Below are 19,809 nucleotides of genomic sequence, written 5' to 3'. Positions count from 1 at the left end.
TTTGTGGTGAAAAATATTTACAAAGACATCTGTTTAACTCACAGATATATTTTATTAAAAGGATTTGTTTTTCTTCGTTATAAGCAAAAGTATAAATTATGAAAATCTATAAAAGTATAATTAAAATTCTTGTATTGTTTGTTACAATTTCAGGATATAGTCAATCATCTAAACCTAATGTTTTGTTAATTATGGTAGATGATATGAATGATTGGATTGGTGCATACGGAGGTCATCCGCAAGCTATTACTCCTAATATGGATGCTTTAGCAAAAAAAAGTACTGTATTTAAACAAGCTTATTGTTCTGCTGCATTGTGTAACCCATCAAGAACGAGTATGTTAACAGGTTATCAACCTTTTAAAACGGGAGTTCATGGTAATGAAGAAAATTTTAGAGAACAAAAAGGATTTGAAAATACGATTACATTACCACAATATTTTGCTGCTAATGGGTATAAAACAGCAGCAGCTGGTAAAATTTTTCACAGCCCAAGAGGTACCAAGCCAACACCTAAACCTGGTAGTGATCCAGGTTCTTTTCAACAAGAACACAAAGGTGGTTTAGGATGTCAATATCCTGCAAAGGAATTACGTCTTCAACATGGAATTGATTTTAAAGGAGCTGGTGTGAAAGGAAGTAAAACAAAATCATTTGATTGGCTAGGGATTGATATAAAAGATGAAAAAACACACGATTGGAAATCATCAGATTATGCGGCTCGTTTTTTAAAACAAAAACACAACAAGCCTTTCTTTTTAGCTTGTGGAATTTTTAGACCTCACTTGCCTTTATATGCTCCACAAAAGTATTTTGATATGTTTGATGAAGAAACTATTCAACTTCCTAAAGTTTTAAAAAATGATTTAGAAGATGTAGGAAAAATAGGGAGCAATTGGGCTGCTAGTAAATTACATCATGAAATTTTAAGAACCAATAATTGGAAATCTGTAGTAAAGGCATATTTGGCTTGTTTGGCCTATGCAGATGCTTGTGTGGGGAATGTATTAAACCAATTAGAAAATAGCGAATATAAAAACAATACCATTGTGGTACTAATGGGAGATCATGGTTGGCACTTAGGAGAAAAAGAGCACTGGTCTAAACAAACACTTTGGGAAGAAGCTACTAAAACTCCTTTAATTGTATACAATCCTTTTAATGGTACTCAAGGAGAAAGTATTAGAACGGTTTCTTTAATAGATGTATATCCAACCTTGTTAGAAATGTGTGGTTTGCCTAATAAAACAGATTTAGATGGAAACAGTTTTGCACATTTGGTAACCAATCCTAAAGGAAAATGGAACCACTCAGCTTTAACCTCAAAAGGAGAAGGAAACTATACTTTAAGAAGTGAAAATTATAGATATATAGTATATGCTGATGGTTTTGAAGAATTGTACGATCATAAAAATGATCCAATGGAGTGGAACAATATTGCTAAAGATTCAAAAAACAAAGAAGTTTTAAAAAAGTTTAGAGAAGAGTTAAAGCCTTTGGTTAATTAATTTGATTTATACAAAATGAAGAAAAATAAAATCATATTCCAAGTTATAAGTTTTGTTGCTTTTTTTATATCTGCAATAAATATAAACGCCCAAACCAAGCCCAATGTCATTTATATTTTAGCCGATGATTTGGGGTATGGAGATTTAAGTTGTTACGGTCAAAAAATATTAAAGACGCCAAATATTGATAGACTAGCTAAAAAAGGAATAAAGTTTACAGATCATTATTCGGGAAATGCAGTTTGTAGTCCGTCAAGAGCCGTGTTAATGACAGGACAAAATCCTGCACATGTATACATTACAGGAAATTCCAAAGAGGAGCCTGGTATGGATGCAGCGATGACTAATTTACCAGAGCTTTTTAAAAATGCAGGTTACGCTACAGGAGCATTTGGTAAATGGGGATTAGGAGATACTACTGCAAAAGACAATCGTAATCCTTTAAATCAAGGGTTTGATGAATTTTATGGTTGGAAAACTCAGGTAACCGCTCATACTTATTACCCAACAAAAATGGTTCACAACGGACAAGAAGTAGCCATTAAAAAAGGAACTTATGTGCATGATATAATTATGGATCACGCATTTGATTTTATCAAAGAAAATGCAAAAAATAAACAACCTTTCTTTTGTTACATACCCACAGCAATACCACATGCAGCCATGCATGCACCAGAAAAATTGCATAATAAGTGGAGAAAAAAATTACCTCAGTTTGATACTATTATAGGAGAATATTATGCCGATCCAGAGCCTACACCAGATGTTATTAATCCCATTGCTGGTTTTGGAGCTATGGTAGAACATTTAGACAATCAGGTAGGGCAAATTGTAAAAATGTTAAAAAAGTATAAAGTAGATAAAAACACTTTAATCATTTTTACAAGTGATAACGGAGCGCATCACGAAGGAGGTCATGATCCAGAATTTTGGAATTCTAATGGTGATTTAAGAGGAGGTAAAAGAGATGTGTATGAAGGTGGAATTAGAGCTCCTATGTTGGCTTATTGGCCTACTAAAATTAAAGCAGGATCTACTACAAATTTACCAAGTGCTTTTTGGGATGTAATGGCCACGATGGCAGATATCACAAATCAGCCAATTCCTAAACAAAGTGATGGTATTTCGTTTTTACCAACCTTATTAGGAAATACAAAAAATCAACAAAAATCCGATTATTTGTATTGGAAGTTTACCAATTGGGAGGCAACAAAACAAGCGGTAAGAATAGGTAATTTCAAAGGAATTTCAATTCACTATAATAAATCAAAAAAACACAAAGAACATACTGCTGCTTTTGAGTTATATGATTTGTCTAATGATATAGGAGAAACTCATAATATTGCTGCAAGTAAGCCAGAAATGGTCGCTAAAATGCAAAAAATTATGAAGGATTTAAATTAGGTAGGATATGAGTTCTAGAAGAAACTTTTTAAAAAAAGCAGGATTAGGAAGTTTAGCAATGGCTAGTGTTTCTAGTCATGCAATTACGGAGTTAACCAACTTAAATGGTCAAGCTTTCTTTCAAAATAAAGAAACTATTTTAAAAGGAGAGGGGAAGCAAATCCATATAAAAGTTACAGCGCCTTTGTTTTGTCCGTACCATAGTTTAAGTACTCCGGCAGAAAAAGGAGGGAATTCATATTATTATTTAAGCACTCCTTTTACGCATAACCCCTTTACATTAGAGGCTTCTGGAATGTCAGGTTCTCCTGTTATTAAAGATGCTAAAGGAAAATTTATAGGATTTATGACCATGCATGGTTTTGAAAATTCTACTTATAGTTATGATGGAAAAAAAACCTTAACTATAAATGTACCCGAAGGTCAAGAATTGTTTTTAGACGAATCTGGTAATGGTGATGAAGCTTGGAAAGCGTACAACACTATTATGATGAAAAGGTTAAATATTAATCCATATAAACAAATACCAAAGTTTTGGCAAGATGTAGAATATTGTACGTGGTCAGAACAAAAATATTTATCTACTAAAAGGCATGAACATTTTCATTTGTTAACTCATGATTTTGTTAAAAAATACTTGGATAAAATTATCGAATATGGCTATCCAAAGGGGAAAATGACTTTAGATCATGGTTGGGGAATGTTTCCTGATGGAAGTGTCAATTCAGGTTTTGGTTCGTGGGTTCCAAATCCAGAAAAATTCCCAAATTTTAGAAAAACCATGGATATGATTAATGAGAAAGGATTTACTCCTGGGCTGTGGATTGGATTTCCTAAAATTCATAAAAATAGTTTGGCAGCGCAACAATATCCAGAATTATTAGGGAATTTTATACAAGGTTCTAAAGCTGATAGGAAAGATGATATTCAATGGCTAAACGGAAAGTCAGACATTTTTGAATATGCAACAGAAGTCATTTCTAGGTTTTATAATATGGGAGTGATGAAATTTAAAATAGACATGTCATATAATACAAAGTCAGACATGTTAGATATTCATAAAGCTTTGTACAAAGCAGCAAAACTGATAGATAAAAATATAGAAATGGAATTTCATGTACCAGATATCTTTTTTACTAAGTATGTAGATGTAGTAAGAACAAATGATGTTTGGTTAAATGATAAATATAATTGGAAAGGACGTGTAAAAACGCACTATGAAATTTGTTATAAATCGGCTCCCGGAAGAGGAATAAATCTTGATCACATTGGAGGAAATGATACAGGCGCTATTACGGAGAAAAAGTTTTTAGAGCATTTAGAAATGTATAAAAACAAAAAAGGTTATCCATTAGTGTCTGTTTTACCACATCATTTTGGAAAAAAATGTGTTGAAAAAACAGGAGCGTATTTATGGGATTATGAAAAAGGGGCTAAAAATATTTTATCAGATTTTTATCATCAAGAATAATACAATACTGTTTTGATGAGCTAATTTACTTCTGTTTATCATCAAAAAAATAAATATACTTTAAAAATAAATCATTCAATAACATATGAATTTTCACGATTTTATAAAAAACAGCTTTTTATTGACGGTGATTTTGTCAACAGGAATGTTTACAGAAGCTCAGTCACAAAAAAAACAAAAACCGAATATTTTATTCTGTATTGCAGATGATGCATCGGCAAAAAGTTTTGGAACTTATGGAGATACATTTATCAATACTCCTGCTATAGATAAATTAGCAAAAGATGGATTGACTTTTGAAAATGCATACAATTGTAATCCTAAATGTGCCCCTGCAAGAGCATGTATAGTTACAGGTAAATATAGTTGGCAGTTAAAAGCGGCTACCAATCATTGGCCAAAATTTCCATCAGAGTTTAAATTTTACCCGCATTTATTAATGGAAAAGGGATATAATGTTGGTTTTACAGGTAAAGGTTGGGGGCCAGGATCGTATGAAGGAAAATACAACCCAGCTGGGCCAGAGTATAGTGATATTAAAAACAAACCGCCTCACAAAGGAATTAGCAATGTTGATTATGCAGCTAATTTTGAGAAGTTTTTATCAGACAAAGGAAATGACAAACCTTTTTGTTTTTGGTTGGGAACAAAAGAACCACATCGTTTTTATGAATTGGATTCGTGGAAAAAAGAAGGAAAAAGGTTAAAAGATGCATTGGTTCCGCCATTTTATCCTGATAATGATGTGGTAAGAGGAGATATTTTAGATTATGCTGTGGAGGTAGAGTGGTTTGATGCTCATGTAGGAAAAGCCATTAAATCCCTAGAAAAAAGAGGATTATTAGAGAACACATTGGTGGTGATTAGTTCAGATCATGGAATGCCATTTCCAAGAGTAAAAGGACAAATATATGAAGAAGGTTTTCATGTACCATTAATTGCTTATTGGAAAGGAAAAATTATCAAAGGAAGAAGAGTAGAAGATTTTGTAAGCTTTCCAGATATTGCTCCAACTTTTATGGAAATAGCAGGTTTTAAACCTGATGAACAAATGACAGGGAAAAGTTTTGTAGATGTTTTACTTTCAAAAAAATCAGGACAAATAGACCCTACTAGAGATCATACACTTTTAGGAAAAGAAAGACATGATATTGGTCGCTCTAATGAAGATGGTACAGACTTATCGTATCCTGTAAGAGCTATTAGAACCAAAACATATTTGTATGCACATAACATTCAACCAGAAAGATGGCCAGTGGGGAATCCTGAATATGGTTTTAGAAATGTAGATGGTTCGCCAACAAAAACATTTTTAATGAACATTGACCCATACGATAATGATTATCGTTTTTTTGAGATGAGTTTTGCTAAAAGACCAGAAGAAGAATTGTATAATATTCAGAAAGACCCTCATTGTATGGTGAATTTGGCTACGCTTCCTGCTTACAGAAATACCTGTAAAGAATTACGTGATCAAATGGAAAAGGAATTGATAGCACAAGGAGACCCAAGAACTTTAGGAAAAGGAGAAGTTTTTGATCATTACAAGTATTATGGAAAACAGTTTAATTATGATACAGGAGAAAGTATGGGAGTAAAAGGAGCTAAACACTAAAAAAATGAATAAAACTAGAAAAATAGTATTTACTATCTGTATTTTGTTTTCGTCTATTAATATAGCTCAAACAAAATTAGCTTCTTTATTTAGCAATCATATGGTTTTACAACAAAACACTAATGTAGCTATTTGGGGAACAGATACACCAAACACAAAAATCAATATTAAAACTACTTGGGGAGAAAGTTTGTTGGTAACTACCAATAAAGAAGGAAAATGGAGTACAAAGTTAAAAACAATCCAAGCGGGTGGTCCGTATGAAATAAATATTGAAGGTACTTCTAAAGTTTATATAAAAGATGTGATGTTGGGGGAAGTTTGGTTGTGTTCAGGGCAGTCGAATATGGAAATTACTTTAAAAGGAAATCCAGGACAACCTATTTATGAAAGTAATTATGCTATTGCAACATCAAAAAACAATCAATTAAGAATTTTTAAAGTAAGCAAAGTGACTAGTTTAGAAGCTCAAGATAATTGTAAAGGAGAATGGCAGTTATCATCCCCACAAACAGCTGCTCAGTTTAGTGCAACTACTTATTTTTATGGGAAAATGTTACAAGAACAATTAGGAGTTCCTGTAGGATTAATCAACTGTAGTTATGGAGCTACTCCCGCAGAAGCTTGGACACCATTAAAAACTCTTAAAGAAGAAAAGTTTACAAGAATTTTAAAAGTTTTAAAAGAAACTAAGGAGATAGACAGAACAACTCCAAGTGTATTATTTAATGCGATGGTTCGTCCAATTATTCCTTACACTATCAAAGGTACAGTTTGGTATCAGGGAGAGGGGAATTATAAACAAGCAAAGGAATATGAAAAGTTATTTCCTGCCATGATTAAAAGTTGGAGAAAAGAATGGGACTTGGGAGATTTTCCTTTTTATTTTGTGCAATTAGCATCTTTAGGAAATGAAAAATGGCCAGGTCCAAAGTGGGTAGATTTACAACAAGCTCAGTTAAAAACAATGTTGTCGGTTCCAAATACAGGAATGGTTGTAACTAATGATATTGGAAGTAAAGATTGTATTCATCCTCCTAAAAAAAGACAAGTAGGAGAGCGTTTGGCTTATTGGGCTTTGGCTAATGATTATGGTTATACAGGAGTTGAATTTAGTGGGCCTGTTTATAAATCTAAACAGATTAAGGAAAATAAAATTCAGTTATCATTTGATTATGCTCCTGGAGGACTAACTTCTTTAGAAAAAGAGTTTAGTGATTTTGAAATTGCGGGGAAAGATGGGAAATACGTAGAAGCAAAAGTCACATTAACTAAAAAAGGGAATATAGAAGTTTGGAGTGATGAAATCAAGCATCCTGTAAATGTACGTTACGGATGGAAAAGCTATATAGATGGTAGTTTGTATAATACAGCAGGATTGCCTGCATCTAGTTTTACTACCGAAGAATAACAAATAAGAATTATGAAAATAAAGAAATATCTATTATCAATTTTATGCTTTGTGTCATTCATAACGTATGCACAAAGAGAAACTACATCATTTAATGAAAACTGGAAATTTGCTCGTTTTGGAGAAATGCCAGATGGTTCTACCAAAGCTGAACCTAAAGATATAGATGAGGTAGCTTATGATGATGCCCATTGGAGAATTTTAAATTTACCTCATGATTGGGGAATAGAAGGTCCTTTTAGAGCAGATTTACCTAACCAAACAGGAAAGTTACCATGGGCAGGAATAGGATGGTATCGTAAAGTATTTACCGCTACAGAGTCAGATTTATCTAAAAAAGTATTTATAGAATTTGATGGGGCTATGTCTAACACTTCTGTTTTTGTAAACGGAAGTTATGTAGGAGAGTGGGCTTACGGATACTCTTCTTTTAGATTTGAAATTTCTCGTTATTTAAAACAAGGAAACAATACCATTGCTGTAAGATTAAATAACAAAGCAGCATCTTCTCGTTGGTACCCTGGGGGAGGAATTTACAGAAATGTACGTTTGGTAAAAACCAATCCAACTCATATTGCTCATTGGGGAACTTTTGTAATCACACCTAACGTTTCTAACAAAGAAGCTACTGTAGAAATTACAACAGAAGTTGTTGGAGATAAAAAAGATGTTCAGGTAATGCATGAAATTTATACAACAGGTAAAAATGCAGTAAAAGTAGCAGAGCAAAAAATACCATACTATCAACCAAGTAACATTACTATTTCAAATCCAAAATTGTGGGATTTAGAAAATCCAAATCTATATACTTTAAAAACTACTTTAACTAAGAACGGAAAAATTTTAGATGTGTATAACACCACTTTCGGAATTCGTTCTATAGAATATAATGCCAATGGTTTTTTCTTAAACGGTAAAAAAGTAAGAATGAATGGTGTTTGTCAACATCACGATTTAGGTCCTTTGGGAACCGCAGTAAACGTGAGAGCAATGGAACGTCAAATAGAGATTTTAAAATCTTTTGGAGTCAATGCTATTCGTACGTCTCATAACCCACCTGCTCCAGAATTTTTAGAAATGTGTGACAAAATGGGAGTTTTGGTACAAGTAGAAGCTTTTGATGTTTGGGGAAAGAAAAAAGTAGATAACGATTATGCTTCTTTATTTGGTGCTTGGCACGAAAAAGATTTAATCACGATGGTAAAAAGAGATCGTAATCATCCGTCTGTAGTAATGTGGAGTACAGGAAATGAATTAATTGAATTAAGAGAAGGAAACGATGCTCCTTTGGCAGCAAAACTAGCAGATATTATTCGCTCTGTAGATACTACTAGACCTACTACTTTTGGGAATAGTAGACCCGAGGCTGCAACCAATGGATTTCAATTCACAGCAGATGTTTTTGGATTTAATTACAAGCCTCATATGTACGAAGAGTTTAGAAAAGAAAATCCCAATATGCCATTGTATGGAAGTGAAACCGCTTCTACAATTAGCTCTAGAGGAGAATACTTTTTTCCTGTAAACTTTGATGATAAAAAACAAGGAAACGGAGGTTTCTTTCAGGTAAGTAGTTACGATTATTCGGCTCCAAATTGGGCAGATATTCCTGAAAAAGATTTTGAAGCAGAAGATAAATTCCCTTGGTTGTTTGGTCAGTTTGTATGGACAGGTTTTGATTATATTGGAGAACCTACTCCTTATAACAAAGACAAAACCAACTTGTTAAACTTTTCGGATCCTAAAGAAAAAGCTAGAATGAAAGCCGAATTGGCTAAAATGGGTAAACAAATTCCACCACGTAGTTCTTATTTTGGAATTGTAGATTTATGTGGTTTTCCTAAAGATAGGTATTATTTGTATCAATCTAAATGGAAACCAGAATTGCCAATGGCACATATTTTACCACATTGGAATTGGCCAGAAAGAGTAGGAAAAGTAACTCCTGTTTTGGTGTATACTTCTGGTGATGAGGCAGAACTGTTTTTAAACGGTAAATCTTTAGGGAGAAAAAAGAAAGGTCAATATGAATATAGATTGATTTGGAAAGATGTAGTTTATCAAAAAGGAGAATTAAAAGTAGTTGCCTATAAAAACGGAAAAAAATGGGCTACAGAAAAAGTAAAAACTACAGGTACTGCAAACAAAGTTTCTTTAACGGCAGACAGAACTAAAATAAAAGCAGACGGACAAGATTTGTCTTTTATAACTGTAGAAATTAAAGACAAAAAAGGACAAACAGTTCCTAGAACTCACAATGTTGTTAATTATACTATTAGCGGACCCGGAGAAATTGTTGCTGTAGGAAATGGCGATACTACAAGTCACGAATCTTTTCAAGCTACCACAAGAAAAGTGTTTAACGGAATGGCATTGGTTGTGGTAAAATCTAAAAAAGGACAAACAGGAAAAATTACAGTAACAGCTACTTCTAAAGGATTAAAAACCACAAAAGTTAATTTAACCGTAGAAGAATAATAGAAATTAAGAGATATTATGAAAAAAAATAAAATTCATTTTTTACTTATTTTATTAATAATAAGTATTGGGTATAGTCAGCAAAAAAAGACAAAAATTTTACTAGTAGGAGATAGTACTACTATTGGTAATATGCCACGAGAAGTAAATCCAGAGGGGCCACATTTAGAACAAATGATAGAGCAGTTAGCTGTGGTAGAAGGTTTACCCGAATTAGAAGTAATTAATGCTGGAAAAGGAGGAGAAACCGCTAAAAGGTTATTAGGAAGTAAACATTACGAAGAAAAAATAGCAACAGTAAAAGATGTGGATATTATCTTTTTAAGAATGGGAATTAATGATTCGTTTAAATGTAAAGACTTAAAAGCAGAATTTCCTGTTCAAATGAAAGCTTTAATTAAACAATTACAAAAAGATCACCCTAAAGCTGTTTTATATTTAGCAACCATTACATCTTTTATGTCTCCTGAAAAATGTGTAGAAGTAAATGATTTAATATATCAAGTTGGTAAAGATGAGCAATTAGACGTATTAGATATTTTTACTCCTTATAATAATTATTTAATAGCTAATGGTAGAAACAGTTTAAATGTACGTCAGTGTTATTTAGATAAAATTCCTGAAAAATATCACGAATGGTTAAAACCTCATGTTTATTATAGAAAAGGGTGGGGAAACAAACCAGATGGGTATGTTGTAAAGGTAAATGATATGTCTTTGGACCCTATTTTTGGACATCTTAAGGAATGGTACTACGATCGTCATCCAAATTCTACAGGATACAATTTAATAGCTTATGAAACAGTTAAGTTTTTAAAGGAAAAAGAATAGCTTTAAAAAAAAATAAAATCAAAAGTCGTTTAATAAAAGGTAATTCTTTTTTTAAACGACTTTTTGTTTACAGATACATTTAGCAATACATCATATATATTCATAAGTACATAATTTTATTAGTTATATGTTTTTTTTGTAAGGTATTATATCAAATCATAAGATTAACATATGAAAATAAATCAATATTTATCGAATTTTAAAAGTGTACAAGCTTTTACTTTCATTTTGGTAATGTCATTTGTAAAAACAAATGCAACAGTTTTGGCTACAGCTAACTTTTCTGTAGAAGAGTCAAATATTAGAAACTCTGTAATAGCAACAATAAATAAACATGAGGTATTGTATGTTTCTAGTTTAAGTGATGGCATTGGCTGTTATTCTTTGGAAGGAAAAAAAATATGGAATAAAAAAATAGAGCCAGCTGCGGTTATTTTTGAGATTGAAGCAGTTGATATAGATGGTGATGGAAATGATGATATTTTAGCCGCATCAGGAAACGGGAACATTTATTGTTGGTCTAGCAAAGGAAAGTTGTTGTGGAAGTTTACCCCAGATCACAAGGTGAGATTTTCTGAGATTGCTGTAACTAAAAACAACAAACAAATAAGGGTTTTTGCAGGAGGTAATGATTATCAATTATATGAGTTAAATGCAAAAGGAGCATTGGTTTCAACCACAAAAATTGAAGGAGTTATAAGAAAAATTGAAGCTGGAAATTTTGTAAACAAACAGCAACAAGATTTGTTTGTAATGACTTACTCTCACGATAAATTCCGTTGGGATTTTATGGGAATCATAGATGCAAATACTAAAAAAATCGTTCAGACTTTAGATTACAAAAAATCTAAAAGTAAAGATTTAAGCAAAGCCATGATTACAGATCTAGAAATTGCAGATTTGAACAAAGATGGATTGTCTGATATTTTATTTTTTGGAGATGTTAATTGGGTGCCAGTGGTAGTAGGACTTGATGCAAATTTTAATGTAATCACTGCATATAAAGGAACTAGAAAAGACATTCAGAGATATGCCAATACCAAAGGAACTTGTTTGTTACCAATAAAAGATGAAATTGTTTTTCAATTTGGAGGCTTTACTCACAGATTAGATCTTAGAGGTAAACTGATAGAGAAAGCAGGAACTAGATACGCTAGTGAACACGAAATTGTATATAGTGATTTTGTATTAGCGCCGCAATCGGAACAACTAATTACTGCAGGAGAGGTAGATGGTGGAAATGGAGTTTATGTGTTTAATCTTAAAAAGTCTTCTTGGTTGTCTACCAACCATCGTTTAGAAGGAACCATGGCACAAGTAAAAGAAAATTTAGACTTGTTATATCAGCAAATTTTAGATTTTGAAATGCCTAGTTATCAGAAAAAAACTGATGAATCTTGGGTGATGGTTACAAGTAAAAAAATAGATGGAAAGGTTAAAAAGTTAAACGGAAATAAAGTTGAGTTTGTCATTCAAAGAGCACCAAAAGAAGGGACTGATAGAACTCCTTTAGTAGCTGTTATAGGAAAGTCAGCACTTAAAAAAGATAAAAGAGGTAAATACGAAGATTCTAGAGAAGACATCGTAAATATGGCTAAAAATTATGAGAAAGAGGGTCAACATTTTACCTTTTGGGCAGGTCATGGAAACGATCCTTTTTACATTCAAATAGAAACTTTAGAGCAAGTTTTAGAAGTAGCCCCTACCACTTGTAGAGGTTTTGTATATGCTGAAATGGATGATGTAGATGATCCTAGAGTACAACATTTTGTAAGAGAGTACGTGCCTAGATTGGCAAAAGCTATTAGAAAAAATAAAAATAGAGCTAAGTTGTATTTTAGATATAAAAATACTTTTTGGGGATTAACCAACAAATTACCACTATGGCAAGAGTTGTTTTTTTCTAATAAATACAACGATATTTTGGCTCCTGCATCAGAAGATACAAGCAACAGAACACAAGATATTAACCTTACGGGTAGAGTAGGAATGTTTGTCGCAGGTTATGTAGATGATTTTGCCATGCGTTTGATTGATGATAACCCAACAAGCTGGAGACCTTTAAGTCCTGGAGGACAAAAATCTATTTCTCCTTATTTAAGACAAGGGGTGATGATGGCTGCCTATGGAGCAAAGCATGGTGTAGTTGCCGATAATAATTTTACAGAAGAACCAGGATTAAATATTTTATTCGGATTGATGAAATCTGGTGCTTTGCCAATTGTTAAAAAAGAGAATATTATGTCAATAGGTTCTTGGCATTTAATCAAAGATGTAGATGCTCATTTAATTCATTCTATAGATAGTCATCACTCTTTAAAACAATACAAGCCTACTGATACCGAAGATTTATTTTCTGTAACTCAAATGCATTGGGCAGGAACAGACATTCCAGCTCATGATTATTCTAAAATAGCTTTGGGGGTAGATTATAGATGGTTGAATTACATGCCTGTAATGCCAAATGGAATGGTGCCAATTGCTCCAATAGAATACGCAAAAGAATTGGAGAAGAATAAAACTCCTTATAGCGTTAGCAATGGATCTAAAGGAGTTTCTAACGGAGAATTAGTGGCAGCAAAAACTTATATGAGTGAGTTTAAAGAAATTGTGTCTAAAGGAAAGTCACAATTGCCAATTATTGTCAATGGGGCTTCTTGGAGCGCTGTTAGAATCGATAAAAATCACGTTCGTGTAATATTAGTAGATCCAGGATATATTGAACCAAAAGATAGAGAGGTAACCATTACTTTTAATGGAAATCAACCTAAAAAGGCTGTAGATATATTATCAAAACAACAAGTGAAAATCTCTAACGGAAAAATACAAACAAAAGTTTTAGCAGGTTCTTTACAGTTTATTGATATAGAATACTAATAACTAAAAATATGAAAAATGTAACTTTAATTTTAGGTTTATTTATAAACCTTATGTTGGGTAATGCACAACAAAAACCAAATGTTTTATTTATTGCTATTGATGATCTTAACGATTGGATAGAACCCTTAGAAGGAAACAAGCAAGCTATAACTCCTAATATGGATAAGTTTACCAAAAATGGAGCTATGGTGTTTAACAATGCTGTTTGTGCAGCACCTATTTGTGGTCCTTCTAGGTCAGCAATTTTATCAGGTTTTTTACCAAGTACTTCTGGAGTTTATAGCAACGGACATGATATGGTATATTCAGATGTGGTAAAGAAAAATGCAACGTTACCAGAGTATTTTTCTAAAAATGGGTATCATACATTGTCTAATGGAAAAATTTTTCACAAGCATGGTACTAAAAACGGAAAGACAGACTTTGGGGCTTGGGCTTTTGATGAGTTTGCTAGGGGTAGAAGATATAACAATGACAAAGCAAACCCTAAGTTTTTAACTTCTTCTAAAGGAGGAGTTATCAATGGTCAAAAAAGTCCGGATTTTAAAGACAAACTTAGCAAATTAAGTTGGGGTCCTACCAAAGATACTTTTGAAGAAACGGTAGATTACGCTGTGGCAGATTGGGCAAAAAATCAATTACAAAGAGAGTTTGATAAGCCTTTTTTTATGTCGGTAGGTTTTATAAAACCTCATTTACCTTGGTTTGTTCCTAAAGAGTTTTTTGACATGTATGATGTTGATAAAATAGATGACATTATTATAAAAGAAAACGATTTAGAGGATATTACCAATGCTCAAGGAAAACAAATATTTAAACCTTCGGATGAGTACAACTGGATAAAAAAACACAATTTAGGAAAACAGGCTACAAGAGCTTATTTGGCCAATATTTCTTTTGTAGATAAATGTTTGGGAATGGTGATGGATGCTTTGGAAAAAAGCGGGCATGCAGATAATACCATTGTAATGATATGGGGAGATCATGGTTGGCACTTGGGAGAAAAATTAAGATATCTTAAAAATACTTTGTGGGCAGAAGCGGTTAAACCGCCTTTAATGGTACGATTACCAGGAATGAACAAAACCTTGTATTGTGAAAAACCTGTCAGTTTGTTAGATATGTATCCTACCTTGGTAAGCCTTTGTGATTTACCCCAAAAGAAAAACATAGAAGGACATGATTTTTCTAAACTCTTAAAAAATCCAAAGTCTGATTGGAAGTATCCAGGAGTAACAATTTCATCTAGTGGGACTTCAGTCTTAACAGAAAAATACCACTACATTCAATATTTGTCAGGTGTAGAGGAATTGTATGACGTAAATAAAGATCCAAGAGAATGGGAGAATTTAGCTCATAAAGAATCATACAGAAATACCATGAATGAGTTAAAAAAATGGATACCTAAACAAAGAGTACAGGCTAAAAAGGAACATTATCCAAAGCCCAAAAATTACGTAGATGCAGATCAAGATCCTACCATAAAACAAAACAGAGTACTAAGTAATCTAGAGTAGGAATGAAGTAAAAGTAATATGTTCCTTTTAAGGAAATATTGCTTTTAAGTATTTACAAAGACAAAATATAAATAATAATTTTATTTAAAAATGAGTAAACTTAAATATTTAGCAATTGTATTATTGCTAGGAGCTTGTAAAGCTACGACAAAAGAAAAAGTAAGCCATAAAAAGCCAAACATCATTTATATTTTGGCAGATGATTTGGGAATTGGAGATTTAAGTGTTTATGGACAACAAAAGTTCAAAACACCAAATATTGATGCTTTAGCAAAAAGCGGAATTAAATTTACACAACATTATAGTGGAGCTGCTGTATGTGCTCCATCTAGATCGTCTTTAATGACAGGTCAGCACACGGGTCACACACCTATTAGAGGAAATAAAGAAGATAAAATTAGTGGCGGTCAAATTCCTTTACCAGCAAACTCTATAACCATTGGTGAAATGTTAAAGGGAGCAGGATATACAACAGGAATGTTCGGTAAATGGGGATTAGGTTTTGGAGAAGGAGACCCAAACAAACAAGGTTTTGATGAGTTTTATGGGTATAACGATCAAAAATTAGCACATAGATATTATCCACCTTATTTAAACCACAATCAGGGAGTTGATTCTTTAAAAGGAAACGATTGGACAAATACGGTTATTTATGCTCAAGATAAAATTCAAGAAAAAGCATTAGAATTTATAGAACAAAATAAAGACAAACCATTTTTTGCTTATGTACCTCTAGTATTACCTCACGCGGAGCTAATATCACCTAAAGACTCTATTTTACAAAAGTACATCGGTAAGTTTGATGAAGTTCCTTATAAAGATCATCCTTATTCATCAGATTATGGACCAAATATTATTGAATATAAATATTGTACTCAAGAAATACCTTATGCTGTTTTTGCATCTATGGTAGATAGAATGGACGTTTATGTAGGACAAATTGTTGCTAAGGTTAAAGCTTTAGGTCTAGAGGAAAACACGATTATTATGTTTACAAGTGATAATGGTGCACACGATGCAGGTGGAGCCAATCCAGAATATTTTAATAGCACAGCTGGTTTAAGAGGAATTAAAAGGGACTTGTACGAAGGTGGAATTAGAGCTCCTTTTGTGGCAACATGGACAAATACCATTAAGCCAGGAGTGGTTACCAATCACGTGTCTGCTTTTTGGGATGTAATGCCAACGCTTGCAGATATTGTAGGAGTAGAAACGCCTAAGCAAAGTGATGGAATTTCTTTTTTACCTACTTTATTAAGTCAAAACAATCAAAAACAACACGAATATTTGTATTGGGAATATAATATTAAAGGTGGTCGTAAAGCGGTTCGTTTAGGAAAATGGAAAGGAGTTATCTATAAAGCAATTAGCAATCCCAAAGCTAAAATTGAATTGTACGATTTAGAAAATGATGAATTTGAAACAACTAATATAGCCAATCAACATCCTGAAATTGTTGCTAAAATTCAACAAATAATGACAGAAGCTAGAAGTGAAAGTAACATCTTTAAGTTTCAATAATCAACTTAAGTTATATGAAGTATTATAAAATTTTAATTTTCTTATTTGTTGTTTCAGTACACAGTCAACAACACATTAATTTTGATGAAAACTGGAAATTTGTTCAACAAGATATAACAGGGGCTGAACAAATTATTTTTAATGATTCAGATTGGAAAACACTGAGTTTACCTCATGATTGGAGTATAGAGGGAGCCTATGATGAAAGTAATCCAATGGGAGATCAATGCGGATATTTACCTGCGGGTTTTGGTTGGTATAGAAAAACAATTGTTGTTCCCAAAGAATGGAAAGAAAAACAAGTAGAAATTGCTTTCGAAGGTGTTTTTATGAACAGTACCGTTTGGGCAAATGGGATTAAGTTAGGAAATAGACCTTATGGATGGATTTCTTTTGCTTATGATATTAGTGAAATTGCTCAAAAATCTGATAAAATTACTTTTACTGTAAGAGTGGATAATGACAAGCAACCTTCGGCAAGATGGTATACCGGTAGCGGAATATATTCTCATACTTGGATTGATGTAAAAAACAAAGTAAATATTGCTAGAAACGGAGTTTTTGTAAGAACCAAAGGAAACAAAGTTTTAGTAACTACAGATATAAATAATACAGGAGGTTCTAAAAAAGTAAAAGCTGTTTTAAGAACTTCTATTGTAAATGCACAGGGAATTAAAGTTGTAACAAGTTCAGAAAAATTAAAAATAGCACAAGGAGAACAAAATACAATTGAAAATCAATTAGTAATTGAAAACCCTAAACTTTGGAATCCGGGAACACCTTATTTATACACATTGGTATCAGAAGTTTTGGTAAAAGGAAAAGTGGTAGATGTTGTAAAAACAAAGTTTGGAGTTAGAGATATAAAATGGGTAGCCGAATCTGGAATTTGGATTAATGGAAAAAACATAAAATTACAAGGAGTTTGTAATCATCAAGATGCAGGGCCTTTAGGAGCAGCTGTTCCCGATAAAATTATTCGTTATAGAATTCAACAATTAAAGAATATGGGAGTAAATGCGATTAGAACTTCGCACAATCCTCAAACCCCTATTTTTTACGATATCTGCGATGAATTAGGAATGTTGGTGATGGATGAGATTTTTGATGGATGGATGAAAAAAGCCCCAGAAGATTATGGAGGTAGATTTTTTGATGATTGGTGGAAGCAAGATCTAACAGATTGGATAAAGAGAGATAGAAATCACCCATCAGTTATTATATATAGCGTAGGGAACGAAACTAAAGGAGAAATTGGTGCTGAATTGGTAAAAACTTGTCATGAATTAGACAATACTCGTCCAGTAACTTCAGGACACTCTGAATCTGAATATATGGATGTTTTAGGAGTGAATGGACATAGTGAGAAAAAAGGTTTTTTTGATCATTTAAAAGAGGAACAAAAAGGAAAAGTTTTTATAGGAACAGAAAATACTCATACTTGGCAAGTAAGAGGGTATTACAGAACCAAAACTTGGTTTAGAGATGGATTTCCTAGTAAAAAACAAAAACCTTATGCATTACCAGATTTAACAGAAAAAGAAGTGTTTACACATGATTGGATAGATGAATTAAACAGAACGAATCATAAACAAATTTTTAATTCTAGTTATGACAATGCCATGGTTAGAGTGTCTTCTCGTTTAAATATTGCTCAACTAAGAGATATTCCAGCTTATGCCGGTTCTTTCCGTTGGACAGGTCACGATTATATTGGAGAAGCAGGCTATGTACACGGAGGTTGGCCTTTTAAAGCTTTTATGGGAGGAGCTGTTGATTTGTCAAATTTTGAAAAAGATTTGTACTATTTGTACCAAAGTCAATGGACAACAAAACCAATGGTACATATTTTACCGCATTGGACACATCCTAAAGTTGCTCTAGATACTGAAATTCCAGTATGGGTATATTCTAATTGTGATGAGGTGGAGTTGTTTTTTAATGATAAATCTTTAGGGAAACAAAAGCCAGGTAAAGAATGGTTAGAAATGCAATGTCAATGGATGGTAAAATGGCAACCAGGAACGTTAAAAGCGGTAGGATATAAAAATGGAAAACAAATAACAGAAGAGGTTATTAGAACTGCCAATGCTCCTAGTCAAATAAAATTATCGGTTGATGGAGAATCTTTAGGGAATAAGAAAAATGATATTGTACAAGTACGTGTAACTACTACAGATGAAAAAGGTGAATTTTATCCTTATGGAGAAAATAGAACTTATTTTAATGTAGTTGGAGCAGGAAAAATAAAAGCTTTAGGAAATGGAAGCCCTGTAGATGTAGAACAACATGTTGGTCCAAACAATAGAAAAGCTTTTTACGGATTAACAAGAGCTTTTATAGAATCTACCAATGCAAATGGAGATATTGCTTTGTTGGCGAGTTGTATTTTAGGCGAAAAGAAACAAATTACATCAAATAAAGTAAGTATAGGTACAGATGTGTTGGTGTTAAGAGGTACAAAACCAAAAACTGATATTCAAATTTATTATACTACAGATGGAACAAGTCCAACAAGAAAATCAACCTTATATACCAATAGTTTTAAAGTTCCATTAGAAACTACCGTAAAAGCATTAATTGTTTTAAATGGAAAAGATATTCAAGTTTTAGAAGAAAGGTTTTCAAAGAAACTAGGATTTACTTGGAACAAAAATTCAGGAGAACGAATAATTGCAGGAGAACAAGCAGAAGATGCTAAAGTAACAAACGGAAAAGTTGTAGAAAAAGACAACTTGGTAAGAGGTAAAGGCTATGTAAAACTAAATAATATTGTTGGGGCAAGTTTGGAGTGGTATCAAGAAAATGATGGAGGTGCTGGTGAGGCCGATTTGTTTATTCGTTACAGCGGAAAATATAATGATGCGCCTGGAACATACATAAAAGTAATAGTGAATGGTAAAGTGGTTCAAGATAAATTGTTTTTAAGAAATACTCGCAACACAGGTAATTTTTGGAACAAAGTAAAATTGCCTATTCAAATGGAAAGAGGAGCAAATACCATTGTTTTAGAAACTGTGGAAAATAAAGGAATTTTAATTGATGAGATTTTAATTAACTAATTTTTTATAGCTTAAAAAAATACTTACAGCTACATTATAAAAATTTTCTAAGACATTAAAACTTTCCATTCTCATTATTTTTAAGGTTACATAACAAAAGAGTTTTCTTAT

At 32.6% G+C, this 19,809-nt stretch carries 11 protein-coding genes; all 11 read left to right on the top strand.

Annotation, left to right across the window (positions count from 1 at the left end):
• The first annotated feature begins 98 nt into the window (after nucleotides 1-98).
• The 11 genes from AXE80_RS08045 to AXE80_RS07995 all read left to right on the top strand — a co-directional run bounded on the left by AXE80_RS08045 (nucleotide 99) and on the right by AXE80_RS07995 (nucleotide 19,698).
• Nucleotides 99-1,508: a sulfatase gene (locus AXE80_RS08045; RefSeq protein WP_083194621.1), complete on the top strand. Its 1,410-nt coding sequence runs from the start codon at nucleotides 99-101 to the stop codon at nucleotides 1,506-1,508.
• 15 nt (nucleotides 1,509-1,523) lie between these two features.
• Nucleotides 1,524-2,912 carry an arylsulfatase gene (locus AXE80_RS08040; RefSeq protein WP_068826130.1) on the top strand — a complete coding sequence of 463 codons (1,389 nt, stop codon included), beginning with the start codon at nucleotides 1,524-1,526 and terminating at the stop codon, nucleotides 2,910-2,912.
• A gap of 7 nt (nucleotides 2,913-2,919) precedes the next feature.
• Nucleotides 2,920-4,383, top strand: coding sequence for an alpha-galactosidase (locus AXE80_RS08035; protein ID WP_068826128.1), 1,464 nt, complete (start codon nucleotides 2,920-2,922; stop codon nucleotides 4,381-4,383).
• Between the two features lie 85 nt (nucleotides 4,384-4,468).
• Complete coding sequence (locus tag AXE80_RS08030) at nucleotides 4,469-5,998, top strand: sulfatase family protein (protein ID WP_068826126.1); 1,530 nt, start codon at nucleotides 4,469-4,471, stop codon at nucleotides 5,996-5,998.
• A 4-nt stretch (nucleotides 5,999-6,002) separates the two neighbouring features.
• Nucleotides 6,003-7,409 carry a sialate O-acetylesterase gene (locus tag AXE80_RS08025; protein ID WP_068826124.1) on the top strand — a complete coding sequence of 469 codons (1,407 nt, stop codon included), beginning with the start codon at nucleotides 6,003-6,005 and terminating at the stop codon, nucleotides 7,407-7,409.
• 12 nt (nucleotides 7,410-7,421) lie between these two features.
• Entirely contained in the window at nucleotides 7,422-9,887 is a 2,466-nt protein-coding gene (gene galB, locus AXE80_RS08020; protein ID WP_068826122.1) for a beta-galactosidase GalB, read from the top strand.
• Between the two features lie 18 nt (nucleotides 9,888-9,905).
• On the top strand, nucleotides 9,906-10,718 hold the full coding sequence (locus AXE80_RS08015) for an SGNH/GDSL hydrolase family protein (protein ID WP_068826120.1): 813 nt from the start codon (nucleotides 9,906-9,908) through the stop codon (nucleotides 10,716-10,718).
• A gap of 171 nt (nucleotides 10,719-10,889) precedes the next feature.
• The gene (locus tag AXE80_RS08010; protein WP_068826118.1) at nucleotides 10,890-13,595 is read left to right on the top strand and encodes a hypothetical protein; all 2,706 of its coding nucleotides are present in this window, start codon (nucleotides 10,890-10,892) and stop codon (nucleotides 13,593-13,595) included.
• An 11-nt stretch (nucleotides 13,596-13,606) separates the two neighbouring features.
• Entirely contained in the window at nucleotides 13,607-15,115 is a 1,509-nt protein-coding gene (locus AXE80_RS08005) for a sulfatase (RefSeq protein ID WP_068826116.1), read from the top strand.
• Between the two features lie 90 nt (nucleotides 15,116-15,205).
• Nucleotides 15,206-16,636 (top strand): arylsulfatase, encoded by a 1,431-nt coding sequence (locus AXE80_RS08000; protein WP_068826114.1) that lies wholly within the window; start codon nucleotides 15,206-15,208, stop codon nucleotides 16,634-16,636.
• 14 nt (nucleotides 16,637-16,650) lie between these two features.
• Nucleotides 16,651-19,698, top strand: a complete 3,048-nt coding sequence (locus AXE80_RS07995; RefSeq protein WP_068826112.1) for a glycoside hydrolase family 2 TIM barrel-domain containing protein — start codon at nucleotides 16,651-16,653, stop codon at nucleotides 19,696-19,698.
• Nucleotides 19,699-19,809 lie beyond the last annotated feature (111 nt).

This window comes from Wenyingzhuangia fucanilytica, assembly GCF_001697185.1.
Taxonomy (GTDB): Bacteria; Bacteroidota; Bacteroidia; order Flavobacteriales; family Flavobacteriaceae; genus Wenyingzhuangia; species Wenyingzhuangia fucanilytica.
Note: the sequence above shows the minus strand (reverse complement) of the source record. Positions and strands in the feature narration are given on the sequence as shown.

What these genes read in the sequence shown, in the direction of transcription:
- AXE80_RS08025 (WP_068826124.1), top strand. Translation starts at nt 6,003, where the DNA reads ATGAATAAAACTAGAAAAATAGTATTTACTATCTGTATTTTGTTTTCG.
- AXE80_RS08000 (WP_068826114.1), top strand. Translation starts at nt 15,206, where the DNA reads ATGAGTAAACTTAAATATTTAGCAATTGTATTATTGCTAGGAGCTTGT.
- AXE80_RS08005 (WP_068826116.1), top strand. Translation starts at nt 13,607, where the DNA reads ATGAAAAATGTAACTTTAATTTTAGGTTTATTTATAAACCTTATGTTG.
- AXE80_RS08030 (WP_068826126.1), top strand. Translation starts at nt 4,469, where the DNA reads ATGAATTTTCACGATTTTATAAAAAACAGCTTTTTATTGACGGTGATT.
- AXE80_RS08015 (WP_068826120.1), top strand. Translation starts at nt 9,906, where the DNA reads ATGAAAAAAAATAAAATTCATTTTTTACTTATTTTATTAATAATAAGT.
- AXE80_RS08010 (WP_068826118.1), top strand. Translation starts at nt 10,890, where the DNA reads ATGAAAATAAATCAATATTTATCGAATTTTAAAAGTGTACAAGCTTTT.
- AXE80_RS08040 (WP_068826130.1), top strand. Translation starts at nt 1,524, where the DNA reads ATGAAGAAAAATAAAATCATATTCCAAGTTATAAGTTTTGTTGCTTTT.
- AXE80_RS07995 (WP_068826112.1), top strand. Translation starts at nt 16,651, where the DNA reads ATGAAGTATTATAAAATTTTAATTTTCTTATTTGTTGTTTCAGTACAC.
- AXE80_RS08045 (WP_083194621.1), top strand. Translation starts at nt 99, where the DNA reads ATGAAAATCTATAAAAGTATAATTAAAATTCTTGTATTGTTTGTTACA.
- galB (WP_068826122.1), top strand. Translation starts at nt 7,422, where the DNA reads ATGAAAATAAAGAAATATCTATTATCAATTTTATGCTTTGTGTCATTC.
- AXE80_RS08035 (WP_068826128.1), top strand. Translation starts at nt 2,920, where the DNA reads ATGAGTTCTAGAAGAAACTTTTTAAAAAAAGCAGGATTAGGAAGTTTA.